The sequence below is a fragment of the Paenibacillus sp. Soil766 genome (assembly GCF_001428105.1).
Taxonomy (GTDB): Bacteria; Bacillota; Bacilli; order Paenibacillales; family NBRC-103111; genus Paenibacillus_E.
On record NZ_LMSJ01000037.1, the window covers coordinates 1 to 20,158 of the forward strand.

Annotated in this window: 23 protein-coding genes and 3 pseudogenes; 17 read left to right on the forward strand and 9 right to left on the reverse strand. The window is 40.8% G+C overall.

The genetic code is table 11. The annotated features are described in order from the left end of the window. Positions 1-95: 95 nt before the first annotated feature. The 4 genes from ASG89_RS26145 to ASG89_RS26160 all read right to left on the reverse strand — a co-directional run bounded on the left by ASG89_RS26145 (position 96) and on the right by ASG89_RS26160 (position 2,451). Positions 96-431 carry a Ger(x)C family spore germination C-terminal domain-containing protein gene (locus tag ASG89_RS26145; protein ID WP_082593620.1) on the reverse strand — a complete coding sequence of 112 codons (336 nt, stop codon included), beginning with the start codon at positions 429-431 and terminating at the stop codon, positions 96-98. Beyond that, on the reverse strand, positions 380-772 hold the full coding sequence (locus tag ASG89_RS26150) for a hypothetical protein (RefSeq protein WP_057313963.1): 393 nt from the start codon (positions 770-772) through the stop codon (positions 380-382). The genes ASG89_RS26145 and ASG89_RS26150 overlap by 52 nt, the downstream gene beginning before the upstream one ends. Positions 773-855: 83 nt before the next feature. Next, positions 856-1,149 carry a GerAB/ArcD/ProY family transporter gene (locus ASG89_RS26155; protein ID WP_057313964.1) on the reverse strand — a complete coding sequence of 98 codons (294 nt, stop codon included), beginning with the start codon at positions 1,147-1,149 and terminating at the stop codon, positions 856-858. Positions 1,150-1,311: 162 nt separating this feature from the next. Further along, entirely contained in the window at positions 1,312-2,451 is a 1,140-nt protein-coding gene (locus tag ASG89_RS26160; RefSeq protein ID WP_082593623.1) for a spore germination protein, read from the reverse strand. A gap of 824 nt (positions 2,452-3,275) precedes the next feature. Here ASG89_RS26160 and ASG89_RS26170 point away from each other — a divergent pair. The 4 genes from ASG89_RS26170 (at position 3,276) to ASG89_RS26185 (ending at position 8,167) form a co-directional block, all read left to right on the forward strand. Further along, positions 3,276-3,779 carry a VanZ family protein gene (locus tag ASG89_RS26170; RefSeq protein ID WP_057313967.1) on the forward strand — a complete coding sequence of 168 codons (504 nt, stop codon included), beginning with the start codon at positions 3,276-3,278 and terminating at the stop codon, positions 3,777-3,779. 469 nt (positions 3,780-4,248) lie between these two features. Beyond that, on the forward strand, positions 4,249-5,802 hold the full coding sequence (locus ASG89_RS26175; RefSeq protein ID WP_057314034.1) for a spore germination protein: 1,554 nt from the start codon (positions 4,249-4,251) through the stop codon (positions 5,800-5,802). A gap of 61 nt (positions 5,803-5,863) precedes the next feature. After that, positions 5,864-7,069: a Ger(x)C family spore germination protein gene (locus tag ASG89_RS26180; protein WP_057313968.1), complete on the forward strand. Its 1,206-nt coding sequence runs from the start codon at positions 5,864-5,866 to the stop codon at positions 7,067-7,069. Further along, a complete protein-coding gene (locus tag ASG89_RS26185; RefSeq protein WP_057313969.1) occupies positions 7,070-8,167 on the forward strand; it encodes a GerAB/ArcD/ProY family transporter in 1,098 nt (365 codons plus the stop codon). Positions 8,168-8,268: 101 nt separating this feature from the next. Here ASG89_RS26185 and ASG89_RS26190 read toward each other — a convergent pair whose 3' ends face one another. Then, entirely contained in the window at positions 8,269-8,829 is a 561-nt protein-coding gene (locus tag ASG89_RS26190) for a general stress protein (protein WP_057313970.1), read from the reverse strand. 109 nt (positions 8,830-8,938) lie between these two features. Further along, complete coding sequence (locus ASG89_RS26195; protein WP_057313971.1) at positions 8,939-9,880, reverse strand: alpha/beta hydrolase; 942 nt, start codon at positions 9,878-9,880, stop codon at positions 8,939-8,941. A gap of 317 nt (positions 9,881-10,197) precedes the next feature. Between ASG89_RS26195 and ASG89_RS26200 the strand changes: the two genes are divergently transcribed. From ASG89_RS26200 to ASG89_RS26235, 8 genes and pseudogenes are all read left to right on the forward strand, one after another. Beyond that, entirely contained in the window at positions 10,198-10,509 is a 312-nt protein-coding gene (locus tag ASG89_RS26200; protein WP_235549926.1) for a hypothetical protein, read from the forward strand. Positions 10,510-10,574: 65 nt separating this feature from the next. Next, positions 10,575-10,820, forward strand: a pseudogene (locus ASG89_RS26205) (helix-turn-helix domain-containing protein); the annotation flags it as partial. Positions 10,821-11,013: 193 nt separating this feature from the next. After that, positions 11,014-11,304: a hypothetical protein gene (locus ASG89_RS26210; RefSeq protein ID WP_057313973.1), complete on the forward strand. Its 291-nt coding sequence runs from the start codon at positions 11,014-11,016 to the stop codon at positions 11,302-11,304. A gap of 546 nt (positions 11,305-11,850) precedes the next feature. After that, positions 11,851-12,492 carry a hypothetical protein gene (locus ASG89_RS26220; protein ID WP_057313975.1) on the forward strand — a complete coding sequence of 214 codons (642 nt, stop codon included), beginning with the start codon at positions 11,851-11,853 and terminating at the stop codon, positions 12,490-12,492. Between the two features lie 146 nt (positions 12,493-12,638). Continuing rightward, a pseudogene (locus ASG89_RS38730) lies at positions 12,639-12,776 on the forward strand (IS110 family transposase); the annotation flags it as partial. Positions 12,777-12,845: 69 nt separating this feature from the next. Continuing rightward, positions 12,846-13,523, forward strand: coding sequence for a GH-E family nuclease (locus tag ASG89_RS37215; RefSeq protein ID WP_057313976.1), 678 nt, complete (start codon positions 12,846-12,848; stop codon positions 13,521-13,523). Beyond that, positions 13,505-13,837: an ankyrin repeat domain-containing protein gene (locus ASG89_RS35835; RefSeq protein ID WP_414813288.1), complete on the forward strand. Its 333-nt coding sequence runs from the start codon at positions 13,505-13,507 to the stop codon at positions 13,835-13,837. Before ASG89_RS37215 ends, ASG89_RS35835 begins: the two co-directional genes overlap by 19 nt. Positions 13,838-14,260: 423 nt before the next feature. Then, positions 14,261-14,497 (forward strand): IS110 family transposase, encoded by a 237-nt coding sequence (locus ASG89_RS26235; protein ID WP_235549927.1) that lies wholly within the window; start codon positions 14,261-14,263, stop codon positions 14,495-14,497. Between the two features lie 6 nt (positions 14,498-14,503). On the opposite strand, the pseudogene ASG89_RS38735 reads toward ASG89_RS26235, so the two are convergent. After that, positions 14,504-14,548 (reverse strand): annotated as a pseudogene (locus ASG89_RS38735) (hypothetical protein); the annotation flags it as partial. A gap of 39 nt (positions 14,549-14,587) precedes the next feature. Further along, positions 14,588-14,728, reverse strand: coding sequence for a hypothetical protein (locus ASG89_RS38740; protein WP_157276809.1), 141 nt, complete (start codon positions 14,726-14,728; stop codon positions 14,588-14,590). Positions 14,729-15,070: 342 nt separating this feature from the next. Between ASG89_RS38740 and ASG89_RS26240 the strand changes: the two genes are divergently transcribed. Next, positions 15,071-15,334 carry a hypothetical protein gene (locus ASG89_RS26240; RefSeq protein ID WP_157276810.1) on the forward strand — a complete coding sequence of 88 codons (264 nt, stop codon included), beginning with the start codon at positions 15,071-15,073 and terminating at the stop codon, positions 15,332-15,334. 183 nt (positions 15,335-15,517) lie between these two features. Here the strand turns inward: ASG89_RS26240 and ASG89_RS26245 are convergent, their stop codons facing one another. Further along, a complete protein-coding gene (locus ASG89_RS26245; RefSeq protein ID WP_057313980.1) occupies positions 15,518-16,828 on the reverse strand; it encodes an amidohydrolase family protein in 1,311 nt (436 codons plus the stop codon). Between the two features lie 158 nt (positions 16,829-16,986). Here ASG89_RS26245 and ASG89_RS26250 point away from each other — a divergent pair, with 158 nt between their 5' ends. The 4 genes from ASG89_RS26250 (at position 16,987) to ASG89_RS26265 (ending at position 19,656) form a co-directional block, all read left to right on the forward strand. Further along, positions 16,987-17,415, forward strand: coding sequence for a MarR family winged helix-turn-helix transcriptional regulator (locus ASG89_RS26250; RefSeq protein WP_057313981.1), 429 nt, complete (start codon positions 16,987-16,989; stop codon positions 17,413-17,415). Positions 17,416-17,718: 303 nt separating this feature from the next. After that, a complete protein-coding gene (locus tag ASG89_RS26255) occupies positions 17,719-18,192 on the forward strand; it encodes an HIT family protein (protein WP_057313982.1) in 474 nt (157 codons plus the stop codon). A gap of 176 nt (positions 18,193-18,368) precedes the next feature. Continuing rightward, on the forward strand, positions 18,369-18,698 hold the full coding sequence (locus ASG89_RS26260) for a low molecular weight protein tyrosine phosphatase family protein (RefSeq protein WP_200963549.1): 330 nt from the start codon (positions 18,369-18,371) through the stop codon (positions 18,696-18,698). A gap of 217 nt (positions 18,699-18,915) precedes the next feature. Beyond that, complete coding sequence (locus tag ASG89_RS26265) at positions 18,916-19,656, forward strand: class I SAM-dependent methyltransferase (RefSeq protein ID WP_057313985.1); 741 nt, start codon at positions 18,916-18,918, stop codon at positions 19,654-19,656. Positions 19,657-20,158 lie beyond the last annotated feature (502 nt).

Consider the following 20,158-nt stretch of genomic DNA (forward strand, 5'->3'; position numbering starts at 1 on the left):
GAAGATGGGGAACTGACGAAGGAAAGCCGTGTGCGGGAAATCCGCATGCACGGTTTGACGGGGAGTCCGAGGGAGTAATCCCTCGTCTTACCCTACTAAAGCATAACTCCTGAATTTAGGATTTTAAGCTTAATTTCCGGACGAATGTTTAGTTTCGGATATTCCTCTCTCCAGTTCATCTGATTCCATTCCTTATAATGATAACCATGAATTTCCCGTGCGAGACCCAAGAAGTCGCAGTTTGCTTTTTGTAAGGTTTGAATGGTTACCAGTGCTTGCTTATTTAATTCATCAGATAGCATTTTCTCAATGGTGTCTAGCTTATTTTCGGACAGCGCCTTATTTCTTTTGCCTGTATCAGTTAAATAAACTTGCAAGGTTAAGGGCAGTTTAATTTCGCTAATTGTATTACCTTCCTTCTTAACGATAATATCCCGTTTTGTTTCTTAACCACGATCTGATAGGAAGCCCCGTTGATCTCGATGATCATATAGGAGCCAGCCCCTCGACCCTCGTTAAAAAGGACGGCTAATTTCGTTAACGTGGAGTTCAAATCAACACCTGAGTAAGAGCCCTCCCGAAATAAGGCTGTTCCAACTGTTTGAATATCGTTAGCTTCCATTTTAAATATTGGCAAAGCAAAATCGACATAGGGATCCTGTTTGCCCATAATAAATCGGAAGAGCGTTACTTTCGGCAAATAGTTTAGTTCTTTCGCTCTCCTCAGCATGACTACTAAATAATTAGCGATCGTTTTCCCTTCGATTTTCATTTTTGCTAATAGCTCTTCTGTAGCACCATCAAATACAGCAACACTTGCGTTTAAAGGGGAATTGGGAATTCTTCCTAGTAACTTCAACTCTTCGGCTGGCTGATGTATGTAAGTACTCGCAATGACGACATGGCGGCATATCCGCTAGCAATAAGAAATAGGAGCAGCAGTACCCACCATGGCGTCCGAAGTGTCACCCAACGATTTAGAATATCCAAATAGATGAGCGTCACCACGCAAGCCGAGTAGAAAAAGTACAAGGCATATATGGCTGTCACCGCGCCGCCAATCCATTTTGCCAAGACTGCTCTGGAGGTATTGGAAAATGTTTTGATTCGAATACCTCTTCCCAAGCAACCAGAGTAGGATGATCCCAAACTGAGCAGCTAAGCCTCCCAGAAGGACGGCTAATCATCCATGAGTCCCCGCATATTTTGTCTCATCGTAAGGTAAAATCAACACTCGGGTTCCGATTTGAGTTAGCATTACAAGATATAGGAGCTGCAGGTTGGAAATCGATTCTTCTTTTAACATCCATATCACCTTCTAGAATTTCTCACTCGCTGTTGTTTGACTGGTGCCGCTTCTTTAGGCAGTTTACGTAATCGCCATGTCGGCGCCCTGAATATCGTGTCTTTGACATCACTGTCCACCATGGACGGATAAAAATACGGAAGTCCCATTGTATGCATTCGACATAAATAAATCGCTAGACAGAAGAATGCAAAAACGAACCCGACCAGCCCGAAAATCGTGGAAAACAGTAGAATTATATAGCTAGTGAATCTAACGGAACTGCTCATTTCATAGGTAGGGATGATAAACGAGGCCAAGCCAGTTATCGCTGCCACTATGACGGCCGTATTCGAAACTAGATTCGATTGAACGACAGCCGTTCCGATTACGATGCCGCCAACAACACCAATTGCTTGACCAATTTGATAAGCAAGTCTAACCGTTGCTTCCCGTAAAATCTCAAGCGCAAACAGCATAATAATCACTTCAGCTGCCGGCTGCAAGGCGATATACTTTAGTGCGCCTTGAAAGGTTAAAACAACATTAAGAGGTAGTACATAATTTTGAAAGGAAACAAGTGATACATAAAGCCAAGGTAGACCAAGACCTACAATAAAACAAAAAATCCGCAGCAATCTATAAGCGCTGCCAATTAACCAATTGATTTGATAATCATCCGGTGATTGAAAAAAGGCCCAAAAGGATACCGGCATAATTGTTACTTCAGGTGAACCTTCTGCGAGAATCGCGGCTTTCCCTTCCATTAAATAAGCTCGGGTCCGGTCAACTCTTTCCGTAACCATTGTTTGGGGAAATAAACTAAACCGACTTTCTTGGACATATTCCTGAATAAAACCGGGAGCTTCCACGTTATCCAAATCAATCTTATTCATCCTCTGTTCAATCGTCCGGATTACATGCGGATTGGCAATCCCATTCATATACATGACTGCAACTCGCGTTCTTGAAACTCGTCCTAATGTACAATAATTTACAACAAGATCTGCTGAAGCTATATTTTTGCGTGAAGTAGAGCGTGGAACAAGGAAATTGGGATATTTTCCCTGTTTATGGTAAAATTGATTATTATTTGTTATGAAATGAGGGTTTCTATTGCACTTTGAATTGAGCACGGCAATGTTCCAACTGATATCAGTGGCCATCCTAATTCTACTTATTGTATTGATTTTCAAACTAGTCAGAAAAAAGAAATCATAGAGGGTATGAATTATAAGGTTGGGGGAAGTTTGTGACGCAGAGCGTTATCTCCTGATTTAAAACGTCCGTAATAATCGTTTATCATTGAATTAACAAGGTGTCTGGAGATGAAAATTAATGGGTTTTGAAAAAAGCAAATTCATTCAAGTTACACTTTTTGTTTTACTTGTAAGCTGTTTCCCAGTCATAATATCGCTCTTACTATCATTATTTATTGGAGCCGTACTATTTTCTAATAATTTAGGTAACCCCTATATTGGCGCAGTTCTTTATTACTTTTGGTGTGCACTCCCAATCGTTTTGATTATGCCTTCTATGTTTTACCAAAAATTAAAGGCAGAGAAGATTGGAAGGATAGTAGTAGTATCCATCGTAACTGGTACTCTATTTTCTTTTTTTTCGTTATTTGTAATTCAACTGTACTTGGACATTATGGATTATTTTCCGTTAATTCAATCCTTTAGGGTCGGATACGCAGTTAAATTTGATAGTTTCAGTATATATTTTCTTGGCGTATTATTTTCGTCTAGTATTCTCTTAATAGGATTGTTTTCAAGATTTACATTTAGAAAAGGTTGAACATAGACAATTTCCTCCGGAGAATCTCCGTCAACCGGTTTCGTGTCAGTTCGAATTTATGAGATTTAAGAAAAATTTTAAGAATACCTCACTTTTTATTTAAATAGTTTTCCTTATACTAAGTTGGAAGTAAGAAGTAAGGGTGACACTGAAATGACTGAATTGAAGCTCAAAAGTGAGGACAAGAAAAATGAAACTAACGAAACGAATGAATCGCATTGTGCTGCCAGTGCTATTTGCCTTGTATATGCTTACTTTATTTAGGATCATTTTATTTAAGTACGGTTCGATTGATACGGACTTTCTGTGGGATCGACTACAGAATAATCTAGAGAACCCTAACCCTGTGTACAGTATGCATCGAATGCTATATGGTAATTTTATTCCGTTTAGAACAATTTCAGTTACCGTTCTAACTCCGTCAATTCATGGAGTAATCAATGTAGTCGGGAATATCTTGGCCTTCATGCCGTATGGAATTTTTATTGTATTGTTGTCTAAAAGAAAAATGATTTCGCTTATTGGAGTATTTATGCAATCACTTGGATTGAGCTTACTCCTGGAAGGCCTGCAGGTCTTTTTTTCCATGGGAAATTTTGATGTGGATGATCTGATCCTGAATAGTGTTGGAGGCCTACTGGGGTACTGTATTTTCAGGTTGTATAGCAAGTATGTAGGAATTAAACGATTGTAAGGCTCTTGTCAGGTTCAAGGGCCCTTAATGGGCAGAACAACAGAACTTACAATACTTGGAAGCCATAATTGATTACTTGAAAGGTTGCGCAGAGATCCGTTTCGTCGTTCTACAACGGATTCGCCGCGTCCAGTAAGATTTTAAATCTCTCCCCATGAAGTACTCCACGGTCTAAAAAAGTTTATGCATGGCTCTCTCTCTTTGAAACATCCACACCAATGACTCATGACATCACTCCTGTATTATTCTCACCGGTAACCTCTAACCTTCTTGTCTTGCACACTATCGCATGTGTTACGGGATTCATGCCCAACCAGCCTATAGTTGGGATAAAGAAACCAAGTCGCCTTTGTTTATTCTGTGTGCAGCATAAAAAACAGTAGATTGGAGAATATTACCTAAAACGGTCATAAGCAGGGAGGGGCTTGGTGTGAGCAAATTTCTCGTATTCCTTCAAAATCTTTTGCATATGAAAGCAGACCGAATTGATCATGATCAGAAATCTTTGCCTAACCGTGAAGCACCGCTGAGCTCCTCTCTCTCAGATACGATTGCTGTTCTGCGTTCGAACATCGGCTACAGCTCTGATTTCATTATTCGGGAATTGGGGGAGGCTGTTTCCTGTAATAGCCTAATGGCAATCAGCTACATTGAAGGGATGGTTGATCAGGAGCAATTGAGTGAATTAATGGAAGCATTAATAGCTCAAAGTTCTAATAGCGCTGACTTTTTGACCAATCCTGTACAAAATTTAGAGCAGCATTTGCCGATCGGCGGCATCCGATACGTAACTACTTTGGAGTCACTCCTTCAGGCTATTTTGGGAGGTGAAGCAGTCGTTCTCATCGATGGTGTAAATGGCGCGATTGCCGTAACCATATCGGGTGGCGTCAGGCGTTCTGTCGAGGAACCTACCTCACAGACAGTTATTCGTGGACCCAAAGAAGGCTTCACGGAAGACATATCAACGAATATTACTTTGTTGAGGCGTAAACTGCAAACCCCGGATTTCCGAATTAACAGTCGCTTGATTGGCCGTTATACCCAGACGAAGGTGTCTGTTGTCTATATTCAAGGACTTGCGAATCCTGAAGTATTGGATGAGATGTTCAAAAGGCTCGATTCCATCGAAATCGACGGTGTACTGGAGAGCGGCTATATTGAGGAGTTTATCCAGGACAAAATGTTCACCCCCTTTCCGACTTTGATCAATACGGAACGCCCAGATGCCGTTGCAGGCAATCTGTTAGAAGGCCAAGTAGCGGTATTGGTTGACGGGACTCCATTCGTATTAATAGCGCCAGTTACTTTTTTTAAGTTTTTTCAATCCAGCGAAGATTATTACCAACGATATGATATCGCGTCTTTTTTGCGAATCATCCGCTTGTTTTCATTCATCATCGCTCTGCTGCTTCCCTCGATGTATATTGCTGTAACGACTTTCCAGCAGGAGATGTTACCTACTACATTATTGATCAGTCTCGCAGCACAAAGGGAAGGAACCCCACTGCCGGCACTTCTTGAAGCCTTACTAATGGAGGTTACATTTGAGGTTATACGTGAAGCGGGTGTCCGAATGCCGAGGGTAATCGGCCCTGCGATTTCAATAGTAGGTGCTCTTGTGCTTGGCCAGGCTGCTGTTCAGGCAGGGCTTGTATCCGGTGCGATGGTTATAGTCGTATCCTTTACGGCCATTGCGAGCTTCGTAATGCCTAATATTAATTTGTCATCTGCGGTTCGGCTGGTCCGTTTCTTACTCATGCTGCTTGCAGGTATGTTCGGTATATTCGGTATTTTGGCAGGAATCGTGCCATTGCTTGTTCATCTCATCTCGATGAGTTCATTTGGTGTTCCTTATATGACGCCGCTCGCTCCTCTGAGGCTCTCAAACCTGAAAGATACATTTATTCGGGTGCCATGGCGGGCTATGAAGACACGTCCTTCGTCCATCAGTGTTCAAAATAGGGTCAGACAGAATTCCGTTAAGGAAGAAACCGCCAAAAAGCAGGATTCCACAGAGTAAGAGCTTTAATTGGATTATGTATAAAGGAGATTGATGTGAGATGCGCAGGTTCTGCTTCTGTATGATGATGTTGATGTGTATGGCGTTGTTGTCCGGTTGTTGGAATCGAATGGAATTGAATGAGCTTGGAATTACGTCTGCGACAGGCTTTGACCGAGCGAATGGGGAATGGCTGATGGCCTACCAAGTCATCGTCCCGTCAGTTATTGCCCTTGGTTCAACTAGTGGTTCGGGAGGATCTGGAGCAGCGGTTCATGTGTTCACAACGCAAGGAAAAACGATTAGTCATGCGCTTAATAGGAGCTATCTTGAAAATGCGCGTTATTTATATTTTGCACATAATAATGTTCTGATTATCGGGCAAGAAGCTGCTAAGGAAGGGATAAGCCCCATTATTGATCTCTATTTTCGAAATACCGATTCTCGAGAGTCGGTATACGTGGTGATCTCCGAGGGCAAGGCTAGCGACATTCTAAAGAAGCTTGTTCCTCCCGAAAACCTACCTGGATCCGCCATATCGGAGATTCTGCAAAAGGAAGGGCGATTGTCCGGATACTTCCCGCCTATCAAAATGTATGAGCTGGCTAAACAAATAAGTTCAGATTCAAAGTCCGCAGGCGTACCCGAAATTGTAATAGCTGGTGAAGAAGGGAATGAACTGGAGTCTCTTGATATTTTTAAAAAAACTTCCTCCAAAGAAAAGTTAAAACTTTCCCGTTTGAGTGTTTTCGAAGGAGACCGCTTAGTGGGATGGATGAACTGGCGAGAAAGCTACGGTGTATCTTGGCTGTCAGACAAGATTAAGAGAAGCAGCATAACATTTAGCTGCCCAGAGTCCGACCCGCAAAATAAAAACGCGTCAATCCGAATTTCTTCAGCCCGCACGCAAGTGACGCCAATAAAAGACGGGAAACACTTTACGATGCAGATCAAGGTAAAAGCAGAAGGGGGGTTATCTGAATTAACTTGCAAGGGTGATCTTACCGAACCAAGGCTCATTGAGAAATTGGAAGATGAAATCGAGAAGGAAATAAACAACTATATCAATATTGGCTGGGAAGCGGTAAGGAAGCTGAAGGCAGATCTTCCCGGTTTTGCCGGCTACGTTCATCGGAAATATCCGAAAGAATGGAATGAAGTCAAAGAAAACTGGAAAGAAAAGGAGCTGGGTGAGATAAAGCTTGATGTTCAAGTAAATGTGAAAATTAAGCATCCTGGGTTTATTAGTAATTCCTACGACTTACCAGACGGGGAAGAAGGGAAGTAAATGAATAAGACGACACTCGAGTTGCCGGAGCTTGTGAGCACTTTAATCCTTTTCGAAATTGGAAGCACGACGTTGTTTATGATCGGATCTAAAGCCAAACAGGATGCTTGGATTGCTTTGGGGATTGCTGCGGCGGTCGGTCTAGTACTTACTATCCTGCATTTGGCGATCTATTATAGAGACTCGAAACGGGATCTCTTTGAATTATGCCGTCATTATTTCGGAAAATGGATCGGAACGATCATCGGACTAGCCTTTGCTTGTTATTTTGCATATGAAGCTTCCCGTGTTTTACGTGATTTGGGTGAATTAACGACTTTGGTTTTATTGAATAGGACTCCCCTTATTATTATATTAGTAATTGGGTTGCTTGTTGTAGGCAATACGGTGCGATACGGGGCGCGTGTACTATTCTTAACCTGCCTTGCATTGTTTCCGGTAATGATCCTCAGTTATTTATTTTTAGTTGGAGTGGTTTGGGGTACAGGGTTAATTGATTTCAAACAAATTTTTCCTGTTCTTGAATATGGTTGGAAACCTGTATGGGATGCTGCATTTCCTGAGGTTGTAGTCTTTCCGTTTGGCCAGGTTGTTCTTTTTCTTGTATTTTTACCAATGTTAAAATCAAGGAGAAAGATACGTCGCTCCATTTTACTTGCTTATGCATTCGTTGTATGTCTATTGATTATGATCAATCAACTTAACTTTCTTGTTTTAGGGCCTACACTTGTGGCAAAAAGCACCATCCCACTTCTGCAAATCATCCAGCTGATTGAGCTGATCGATGTATTTGAACGGATGGACGTCCTTTTTGTTTTGATTTTGTTTATGGGCTTGGGGATTAAAATGGCTGCTTTTTATGTAGGCGCAGTGACTGGTATACACAAGTTAACCGGCATTAGCTACGTAAAATGGGTTGTGCCGATCGGCGCCATCATCCTCGGATGCTCTCTTATATCTCCCACGTATACCCATCATATTTGGTTAGGATTAAAAAAGGTAACCCCCTGGTTTTTAGTTTTCCAGATTGGACTTCCACTGATGTTATTCCTTGTCATACTTGTTCGTCAAAAAATCAATCGGATAAAGCCATCATGATTCCTTGCTAAGCCGCCCACCTATCCCTCAGGATAAGCAGGCAGCTTTCCAATCTATGTTACTTTGTGTATTTCATGCTGTGAGCATGTCGCACTGCAGATTTAAAAATTATTGCGATAGCGATCGTTGGCGCCGTAGGGACTGCTTGTGTATCCGTAGTCCGGGCTGTACGTATCCGCATTAAGCGACTTGTGGTCGCGGAAAATCTGATACGCCAGATTGGCGCGGTCGGCGTCGCTGTTTACGAGGACGAGCACTTTACCGTTTTGCACATATTCGTGATATTGAATTGCTTCTTCCTCGGGGATACCGAGTCCGACCAACCCGCCGACCAGTCCGCCTGCACTTGCCCCAACCGCTGCACCTGTTAAAATCGCCACGATTGGACCAGCTGCAATGATGGGACCCACTCCGGGAATCGCCAATGCGCCGATGCTCACGAGCAGCCCCGTTACCCCACCAAGCACGCCGCCTGTCGCCGCGCCTGTTGCAAGACCTTCTCCTGCTTTGCTCTCTGTTGCTACTTCAACGTGATCCAGATCATCATGGTTGCGGCCCACTACCGAGAGTTCCTCCGAATTAAATCCTGCTGCTTTCAATTGGTTAATGACGCGAATCGCTTCTTCTTCCGTATTGAATACGCCAATAATATGTTTGCTCATGGCAATCCCTCCTGGAAAGTTGAGTGTTGGCAAGCCGCCTTGGGCGACTGCGGCATACGGTTAATTACCCCAAATACCCAGATATGAACCGTGTATAGTGAAATAAAGTTCATTCCCTCAGCCAAGCATTCGCCAGCAAAAGCGCCCCGCGACACGCCGCGGTATCCGCCAAGGCATGCAGCATCACGAAATCATGGATGATGCCTTGAAACCGCACTGCCGTCACGTGCACGCCAGCTTCTCGCAGCTTATTCGCGTAGGCTTCACCCTCATCGCGCAGCACATCCGCCTCTCCAGTGATGATGAGCGCGGGTGGTAGTCCGCTCAACTGATCGAGCGTGGCGCGCAGCGGCGACGCCGTGACCTCTTTGCGCTGCCGCGGATCGGCCGTGTACTGCTCCCAGAACCACTGCATCGCGTCGCGGCGCAGGAAATAGCCTTCAGCAAACTGCTGATACGACTCCGTCTCAAATGAGGCATCTGTGACGGGGTAAAACAGCAGTTGCTTGTGAATGACGGGCCCGCTGCGCTCCTTCGCGGCCAGTGTAATTGCGGCGGCCATATTGCCGCCAACACTGTCGCCAGCAACGGTCAGGCGGTTGGCGTCGAGGCCGTGTGATTGCCCACTGGTGGAGACCCACTCCAGCACCGCGTAAATCTCCTCCAGCGCGAATGGGTACTTCACTTCAGGCGAGCGCGTGTAATTAACGAACAAGATTGCCGAATGCGAGCCGATGGCCAATTCTCGTACTAGCCGATCGTGCGTGTGCGAGTTGCCGAACACCCACCCAGCGCCATGAATGTATAAGATAACAGGCAGTTGCTCCGGTGCGTTCTTCAGTTTCAGGATACGGATCGATACCTCGTCCTTCGGACCACCCGGAATTGTCAAATCCTCGATATCCACGGGCTCTTTGTGTACAGGCTCGGACTGCACCTTATCGACTGTTTCGCGGCCCTTCTCAGGACCCAGATCGTGCAGAAACGGCGGGGCACTATTTTGTTCAGCAACTTGTTTCGCAGCTTGTTCCAACTGGACCTTTTTGCTCATAGGGGTATGCCTCCTTTGGAAAATGAAATTACATTGCGATCCCGTAGGCCACTAGTGCCCATGAAGCGGGTATACCCAATCATTACACGCCATGATGGGAGTTGAATCACAGAGATTGAGGTATTAGTATTAATAGAGGTTTTAGGGGAAGTTGGAAGAATAGATTATTATAAATCTAAGCGAAGGGTAGGTTCAATGGTTGAATTGGACAAATTTGCCCCGAGAAAAATAGCCAGAAATCTATCAAATAAACTGAGCATTCCTCATTACGAATTGGATAATGTTGTTTGGAAGAGAGTGACACTAAAATGATAGGTATGATAGTTGTACGCACAACTCGAATGAAAGGTTGGGATATAATGTTTAGTTTGAATTTGATGTGCTCTAAGTGCCTTCATGAGGGGAAATACAGTATTACTCGATTAGTTGAGGAGATCGATTACTGGCGTCTTTTTTGCGAAAACTGTAAATATGAATTATTAGCGGTGAGTCCTTCTGACCGAGAAAAAATGATTCAAGGTATTGCACTGACCGAGAAGTACACCCCTGACATACTAAACGCTTATAAATACTTAGATAAGGATACACCATCAAAAATTGAATTTGGCAGGATTAAAGATGAGGACTAATCAATCTATTAACTAACGCAGCAAGCTAGTTGAACATACCTAAAAGGGCTGCCACGTGCAGCCTTAGGCAGTCGGTTTCGAAATGGGGGAATTGTCAAAACTACCCAGGCATTGAAATCATTATTAAAATAAGCGATCTGTTTGGGTTAACTATCGATGAGTTACTAAGGAGTGACGAGGAGTTGACAAAAACAGTGATCAAAGAAAGCAAGCAATTGGCTTACCCGAAAATAAAGTTTCTATTTGATGTATTCGTTTTAGTAGGCATTGTGTTGTTAGTGATCAAACTCGTTGTCCTCTTTCTTAACAAGGTAACTCAATAGACGACGGGAAAATATTATATTTATTTTACAACAAAACAACAGGTAACCTTATTACGACTTTAGGGGCCCAGAATTATATTGATAACTATTATTTTGGTGATGATGATGGTAATGGTAAGAAGAAAAGTGGAAGTGGTGGAAAGAGAAAGAAAAAATAATATAAAACGGGAGAAAAATGTATATGGAAACTCTTGAGTTTAATCGAAGAGCTTATGAGGTAGTATCTTTAATAGAAAATGGAATTAGTTCATTGATTCTATTTTCTCTCGAGAACAAGAAGATAATAAATTTATTTGCCGATTTAGAGTTATCTAGAGAACAAACTGAAATAAGGAGATCAATTTTATCAGTGTATACCCGTTATCAAGGGAAGGTTGATTTCCGAGACAAAAATAACCCTAAAAATCACGAATTAAAGCAAAACTTCCTTGACCAATTAGCTGCTACTAAGAAGAAGCTTGAGGATTTATGAGTACGCAATTGTAAGTGTTTAAGGCCATAATTCTCTTATGTATTATGGCCTTTTTTATCAATTATGGAGGAGATGTATGGTTATTAAGGTGTTGAAAAGCATTCCCTTTTTTCTTTATAACCTTGTTTTATTTAGTCTGTTTTTTTATGTTTTACTAAATGATTTCATCACATATAACGTGTATAACTTGTTGAATCCAAAAGTCGTTCCAGATGCTAATACTTTTTTTAAGATGGATTTATATAATAAGATAATCTCAGTAATGTGTGCTGTTATATGCTCAACAACTACATACTTTATTTTGATAATATCAAATAAACTGAAGTGGTATCGCATTATACATTTTTCAATATTATGTTTTATTGTAATCGTGTTTATCTTTGAATTGTAGCGTTTTACAGAGTTTCCTAAACCCAAACAGCACTAGACGCCGTGCTAAGGCGGCTTTCTTTTTAATCTGCCGCTGTATTGCTGTAATTTAGTACATTAACCGCTTTGCTGTACTTCTGCGCACCCATAATTATTAAAATGAAGGAGAAGTCAAAGATGAGTGAATTTACTTCTGGGAATTTATTTTTAAATACAAATTGGGAAATAGTTAAACAACTTGCCCCGTCAGGAGCTTTACTAAAGCAATTAAATAAAGAATGGATGTTGCTTCTCACTAAAGATAATTACATGGAAGATTACGAAGCTCCAGAATACATATATAACATATCCAAACAAGCGCCAATTCTATATTTTTATAATTTTGAAGATCACTTTTGGGGTTATCGGTTATTTTATGGAGGGGAGGAAGTGGCAGATGTCCACATTTCACTTGAGTTTGAAGAGGAAATATTACATGAGATTGCAATGGAAAGAAATCCTGACAAGAAATTCTCACAACTATTATTTAGTGGAATACTAGATGGATTAAGAGAAGAGTTAAAAAGCAACAATACATTTGAAGAAGAATATAAATACATTTTTGATAGGAGTAATGTAGATAAGTTTTCTTTGTTTGGATTGGATGAAATCCAAATCAATAGTTTGAAAAGACTTTTAAATATAGAGAATGCACAGGATATCGGAGCTGCTTTCCATATAAAGGATGATTTTAAGAAAGCTTTAGATATAGAAGAGATGAGTTGGATACGACATGAACGAATTTTAGAATCGCAAGAGTATGAAGAATTTATCAAGTGATATTAGGGTTTATCAATAATTTTATTTGTTGAGCCTCAAAACGCAGAAGGTCTGAATGTAATGGAAACCCACCTTACGACTAACCATCCTAGGGTGGTTTCTTTTTGTCTGCCGCTGTATCGCTAACAACGCAAACAACGGCTTAGAAGCAGTCCGAAGGAAAGACCAAGGGGCAAGCGATCGTCTGTATAATGAGGAAGTTGGTCAATATCGTGTTCAAAATGATGAAGAACAAGACGGCGTATGTATTGCCGCCTGTAACACTAAAGGGAAATGCTGTATAATTTTGAGAAGTAGAGTAGCGGTTTATCATTCAGGATAGTTATAAGGGTCAGATTGATAATCCGCTAACCATGAATCTTTATACCTATGTTGGGAATAATCCATTAACGTTTACAGACCCGACTGGACACAAATGGTATCATAAGCTCTCTGGTTTTTTAGATGCATTGGCGAACACAATTACCTTTGGTGGCTACGACTATGTAGTCCATAAAGTTGATGATGCCATGGGATGGACTCAAGAAGAACCTGATTACTTTGCAGCTCAGAGCTGGGGTTATTCAGTTGCAGAGACGGGATCAGCCTTTTTAGCAGCGTTGGGTGCGACTGGAACAGGTGTTGGCGGCGGAGGCTGTTTGGTAACAGCAGGTGGAGGTTGTGTTGTTGCAGTTGGAAGTGCTGGTGTAATGGTACTTGCTGGATTTGAAGGATCATTTGCAGCCGAAATGAATGATAAGAGTAGTGATTTATATCAATATTATAAGAGCAACGGAAAGCCATATTCAGACCCCACAAACAGACCGAAATATGGAAATGGACAGGTTGATGAGGTTTGGGAAAATGCTAAAGATGCTGATGGAAGAGTTTACGATCCAAATACAGGGGAAGAATTATTTTGGGATACAACTAAATCAAGGGCAGGACAATGGGATATGGGACATATACCAGACTACAAATACAGTGAGTGGCATAAAAAATATATATTGCAATTGCTGGTCGGAATTTTGATATTGCAGAGTTTCTTTTAAAGAACGGAATAGATGTTTCTATGACTAACGCAGACGGTCAAACCCCATTACATTACATCAGTACCTTTCCAGAGATTGTTGTAGCGCAAGAGATTTTAAAGAAAGGTGGGGATATAAACATAAGGGATAAATATGGAAACAATGCCTTATGGACTGCGGTCTTTAATTGCAAAGGAAAGTATTATGATATGGTGGAGCTATTTATGCAGTATAAACCAGATGTTTTGACCAAAAACAAAGCTGGTAGATCCCCTCTTGATTTCGCCAACCAGGTAGGGAATGAAAAGCTGATAGCTCTTCTCAAACAGGAATAAATCTTAACCACCTTGCGACTAACCATCGTAGGGTGGTTTCTTCTTGTAAAAAAATATCCGCCGACAATGTGCCGCGGCGGAGTTATGCGGTATTATATTGCACTAGCCATTAAATTGGAAATTGTATCTACCAATTGTTTTCTATTTTCTTTCGGTATTGTTGTGAGATCATGATACAAAATCATTCACAAGAAATGAAAGTCCTCTATATTCAACGTAAGTTTTTCCAGATTACGAATAACTTTATTTGCGGTACTTAAATCCTTTTCAATGAAAATGTTAAATCTATGATACATCCTGTCATTACTCTGTTTAACTCTGTTTAAGTTCACTTGATATGTCGTGATACCAAAACTCAAAGTCGTCCACATCATGGTCTAGATTGATCTAATGTTGTACTTGTTTGGCTATAAACTTGATTCAATGACAGGGATTGACCTTGTGGCATCTGCTTCATTCGTTGCAGAAATTGGCGACATTAATTGGTTTGCTTCTGCCAATCAGCTTGCGCGGTTTGCAGGGATTGCACCTGTTGACGTAGGCTCTGGAGGGAAGGTCAAGCATGTCAAGACGAGTCAAGGTAATCGTGTTCTGCATGAATTATTCTTCCAGCCCAAGAAACCAACGATAAGCAAGATTTACAACGATTTCTTGTTCTAACTTCCTCTCCGAAGCAATTCCAAACAAATATCCGATGAGCAACATTATCATCAAAAGAACAGGATCAATGGATTTACGTCCATTAGGCGATTAGAGGTGTTGAACTTTTGTATAAATGAATGAGAAGTCGATTTTATTCTTGATCACCCGAAGCAAGTGTTCTTTAGGCACGAGATCATCCAGACTTATATACATCAATTGATCTTGTTTGTTCTTATCTACACCCATCATAGCGTTACCCTCCAAATGAAAAGACCATATGGAAACAAATTCTACACGGCCCTTCAAAAAAACAAAATTAGATGACAAGAACTTGAGGACATTCCCGATTTTGACAAGAACATTATGACATTCCCGACCCATCACGAATTGATATGGATGGATATGTAATCTTGGCTGGTTGAGCTAACGAGCAGGGGGGCTAATAACAGACCGAGTGGTATGTCAGCCGCGTTACGCTAACAGGCAGAATAATGGAACAAACTCCTTTCTAAATGGCGGGCATTATGAGGAATTTGAAACATTTGTAAATATAACTCCGTCTAATTATTTGAGATTATTCAAGGAGTTGTAATGATGAAGAGAATCATGTGGAGTTTGTTTGTTTTAATGGTTGTTTGTTACATGGGGATTCTTATCTTACAAAGAGAAGCAAAGCAGAAAGTGTACTCTCATTTGGGGGCGGGGAAATATGAAATTAAAAGCGCTAGGTTGGTATTTACTGAACATGGTTTAAATTGGAGAGTTACAGTAAGTGAAACAAGAGTAAACAAACAATTAGAATTTACTGAGGATGTTACATTTTTTGCAAGTGACTATATAGGATACAGTAAATAAAAAAAGTCCTAACGCTGCGGGAGATTCGGCATGACAATTCAACTAACGGAGAACTATAGCTCAACCAGAAACGAGGCTGCCGGTTAACGCGGTGGCCTCGTTAAGCTATCGGGCAGTTAATTACAAAGTCGAATATCAAGGTACTCTTCGAAGTAGAGTGCCCACACAAAAAAGTAGAGATAATTAACTTTGTTTTTGTACACCTTTGAACCATATAGCTTTTATAGATAGGGTATCCGAGATATTGGTAGTCGGGTCGCCATTGACCAGCACTAGGTCTGCGCGCGCACCTTCGGCAATACGGCCACGATCATTAAGACCGAATCTGCGGGCCGGTTTCGAGGTAGCCGATTGAAGTGCTTCTATTGGAGTGAACCCAGCTGTAACCAGTAATTGCAATTCATGATGTACGCTGGCTCCATGAGCAAGGCCGCCAAGGTTCGGAACGGGGACGGGGGCGACATCCGTCCCGACCAGAATATCCACACCGGCCCTGTGAAGATCCATCACATTTTTAAAGCTATTTTCTATTTTGCCTTGCGGGAAAGTATTAAAGCTAGAGTTCAAAATATCGATCCATTCCGGACTTAATTTGGAATGAACACGTGAGTCATTCGCCAATTGCGATGCTGGGTTCCCGAGAATGGATGAGTTCAAAACCAAGCACGGTGTAACAAACGCGCCAGATTCGACGATGGATTGCACTAGCTCCGGCGTGTAATCGGGCCTATCGATAAACAGGTGGCCCAATCCGTCTACGCCAAGATCGATGGCGGTTTGGGAAGAATGGGCAGTCAAGACGTGGGCGATGACGATTTTATCGAACTTATGGGCTTCGTCCACCGCTGCTTTTAGAATTTCGTCGCTTAAAACAGGCAATCCAGGAGCGCCCATGACTGTTCCTTCTTCAATCATAATTTTTACATAGTCGGCTCCATTCTCCACCTGGGTATGTACATGTTTAATCGCTTCTTCCACCGTTGTTACTTGCGGCACTTCTTCGTGATCGTGGGCGTAAGCAGCTAGCATAGCCTCCCGGTCTTCCTTCGATAACTTCTCCAATTCCTTTAATACGAATTCTGGAATCTCATCCCCATCTGGCAGTAATTCATCCGGGTGACCACCAGGAGCGGTGATTGCCGTACCTGCAGAACGGACATCAGCAATGTCATCCGTATTTTTCAATTGGATCGCACGACCTCTTTCTGTAAAGTCACCGTTCATTTCGAGTTCTGTCGTCACACCGAAATTTAATGCATCCCGTAATCCACCGATGGAAGTATGAACATGCGCGTCAATTAAGCCGGGCAATAATGTTGCATCCTCAGCATCGATGATTGTTGCATTCGCCGGAATGTCTCCACCTACTGAAACAATGGTTTCCCCTTTGATGACAATCCTCCTTGATTCTATTACTTTTTCTCCATCGAAAATACGCACATTCGTAATCGCAGTAATTTTTTCTGCAGATGAGCTTTGGACTATATTCTTCATATTGTTATTCCTCCTTGGATACGCCTTGAAACACTTCGAAGTATAACTGTTAGGAAACTAACTGTCAACAAACTAATATTTAATTGACATAAAACCTGGGTATTTGTATAGTTTACTTACTAACAGTTAGTTTTCTAATAATATGAGGAGGTACGCTCATGAAGCCACACAAGAATACGCCTTATCTGGATTTGTTTCAGGTCATTGGCCTTAAGTTAAAGAAAAAAGCGGACGAGAGCATAAAAGAGTTAGGGCTAAACGCTCAACAAGGAAAAATAATTGGCTATATCTACGAGAACCAAGAAACTGAATTAATTCAGAGGGATCTTGCTGATCGGTTTCATCTACGCGGGGCTAGTATCACAGGTATGCTTCAAGGTCTTGAGCAAAGAGGATTCATCGAGCGGAAAATCCCAGTCAATAATGAACGACAAAAAAATATTTATGTTTTGCCAAAGGCCGTTGAATTGATCGAGGACTTTAATGAATCCTTTCAAAAAGTGGAGGACGAAATCGTACAAGTCCTTTCTGAAGAGGAGAAACAAATCTTAAAGGAATTGTTAATTAAAATTAATGAACGTTTATAATTGCGCTTGGAATCTACCCGATAGATTGGGGTATTTAATTGAACTAACGGTTAACTATAGCACAATAATGATACCGCGGCAGCCGGCCACTCTGATCGGCTGTTTTTTCATTGAGCTAAAGGGAAGGATTCATCAATAACAAAAATCCATGCCACGCTAATAAAAATCCATTAATATCCAAAATTAAATGCATTATACTCTTATTAAAAGAACCAACCATTAGATAACAGCGAGGTGAAGATTTTTAGAAGATTACCATTAAATTCATTTATAACAAATTTTAAAGAGCGCGGAGGATGTAAAATGCAAGTAAGCGAGGAGTGGAAGAAGGATAGAATTGCGGCATATGAAAAAGGTGAGAATCCATTAGCAATAGTTAAAATGAGAAGTGGTTTTGTTGGAATTGGTGATACACAGTTTTTACCAGGATATTGTGTATTAACAGCGTTACCAAAAGCGAATATATTAACTGAACTTACATTCAAACAGCGTTCTGAATATTTATTAGATATGAGTATAATTGGAGAAGCTATTGAATATTTGTGCAAACCACTGCGAGTAAACTATTCAATTTACGGTAACAGTGATTCTTATTTACACGCTCATATATTCCCAAGATATGAGTGGGAGCCAGAAGCGCGCCGAAAAATGCCTGTATGGCAGTATCCAAAGGAGATGTGGAGTGACCCTGAACATCAGTTTAACGATGAACAACATGGTGAAATGAGAGAAAAAATTACCCGAAAAATATTGGAGATAATGAAAGACGCATATTAAAATGAGTACTCAATTAACACATAACGCATCGAAAACGTCTCCACAATTTCGTGAACCCTAACGGGAAACGATAGCACAATAAACAGGGAGCAGATTGCAAACGTAGACGCCACGTTTAGTTTATTATTATCCATAGAGTGGTAAAAATCAGTGAATTTGATAAGAGGATGATTAACATAAAAATTTTGTTTATATGTAGCAGAAACAAATGGAGAAGCCCAACAGCCGAAAAAATATTCCATAAATACAATGGTTATGATGTGAGGTCTGCTGGGACAGAAGATGGTGCTAGGATTAAGGTAACAAGTGGACACATTGGTTGGGCAGATCTCATATTTGTAATGGAAAAAAAGCATTTGAGCCGACTCAAACATAAATTTGGATCAACACTTATTGAAAAGTCGATCTGGAACCTAGATATACCCGACGATTATGGTTATATGGATGAAGAACTAATTGAAATACTTAAAGCTAGAGTATCAGAATATATAGATGTCCCAGAGTAGTAAGTCTCGGTAAAAATGTGTACTACTTTGAACAATTTATTTTGTCCTTCGTATTCAGATATTTGTTATTAAAGTAACGTAGGAACTTTAGTTCAACCCATCATAGGAGCAGTTTGCCCGGCGGCAGCTGCTTTTTTGTCAGTATGCGATTGGGCAGGAGAGTTGAACTTTGTATTGAATAACTTACTAACTAGATAACTATAGGGAGAGTAATTATATGTCTGATTATTACGGAGAACTATGCACTAAATTGTATGAAAGCAGTAAATCAATTTCTGAAGGAAAAGAACTGGATTTTTACCTTTCTTTTGTTAAAGACAAGAATATGAGAGTACTGGAGCCAATGTGCGGGAACGGAAGAATGCTTATCCCTTTCATGCAAAAGGGGATTAGTATTGAAGGTTTTGATATTAGTGAAGAAATGCTTAAAGTATGTAAAACAAAAGGGGAGAAACTAAATCTAAAGCCAAATGTTTGGTATGAGAAAATTGAAGAGTACAAAGGGAAACATACATATGATCTAATCATAATCCCGTTTGGTTCATTTTCTCTTTTGCCTGATGCATTGGTTAACAAGAGTCTTCATAATTTGAAATCTGCTCTAAAAAGTAATGGGAAATTGCTTTTAACAATTATGTTAAAACACAGTGGAATCAAAGAGCTTCCTGAATGGGTAGAAACGGAAAGGAAGCAGTTCGAGGATGAATTGATTATTACATACAAAAAAGTTCAATATAACGAGGTAGAGAGTTTGCTGACTACCGAGTTCAAATATCAATCAGTTGTAAATGGGCAAATTGAAAAAACGGAAATAATGGATTTTCCACTTCGTCTTTACGTTCTAGAAGAATTTGAGAATACAATCAAGTCTAATGGATTTCATAATGTATTAGTTCATGGAGTGAAAGATGGATATGGAGAAGGAACATTTTTTTATGTAATTGAATGTTCTAAGTAAAACAATTTGAAAACTTGATCATTGCGCTAATGGGAGACGATAGCTCAATCATTCACTTTCGGGGTGATTCGATTTATGGATAAAAATTTTGAGACACGGTTTGGAAAAAGTGAAGGCATGATTAGAGGAAAGACACTAGTGTATGTCTCTAGCGTATTTGTCCTATTATTAATAGCATTCTTTAGTGGTCTTGCATCGTGGGCATTTCTTGGTTTGGGTGGTATATACTTTTTCTTGAGTATTATGGTTTTTATTATCTCAACATTTGCACTAATCTGTACTATTCAGTCATGGATAAATAATAAAAGATCAAGCGGTTGAAGTATCGGGACGACAAGGTTAAAGTAACGAGAAACTATATTTAAATCCCAAACATCTAGGCTGCCGCGTGCAGCCTTTTGTGCTCCCTCAGAGAATAGGGATTTTCTCACGAATGCTCGCTCATTCGCAGGATTTCAAAATGTTTGTTAAATAGGAGTTACGGTGTCTGGGTTCTATGTGG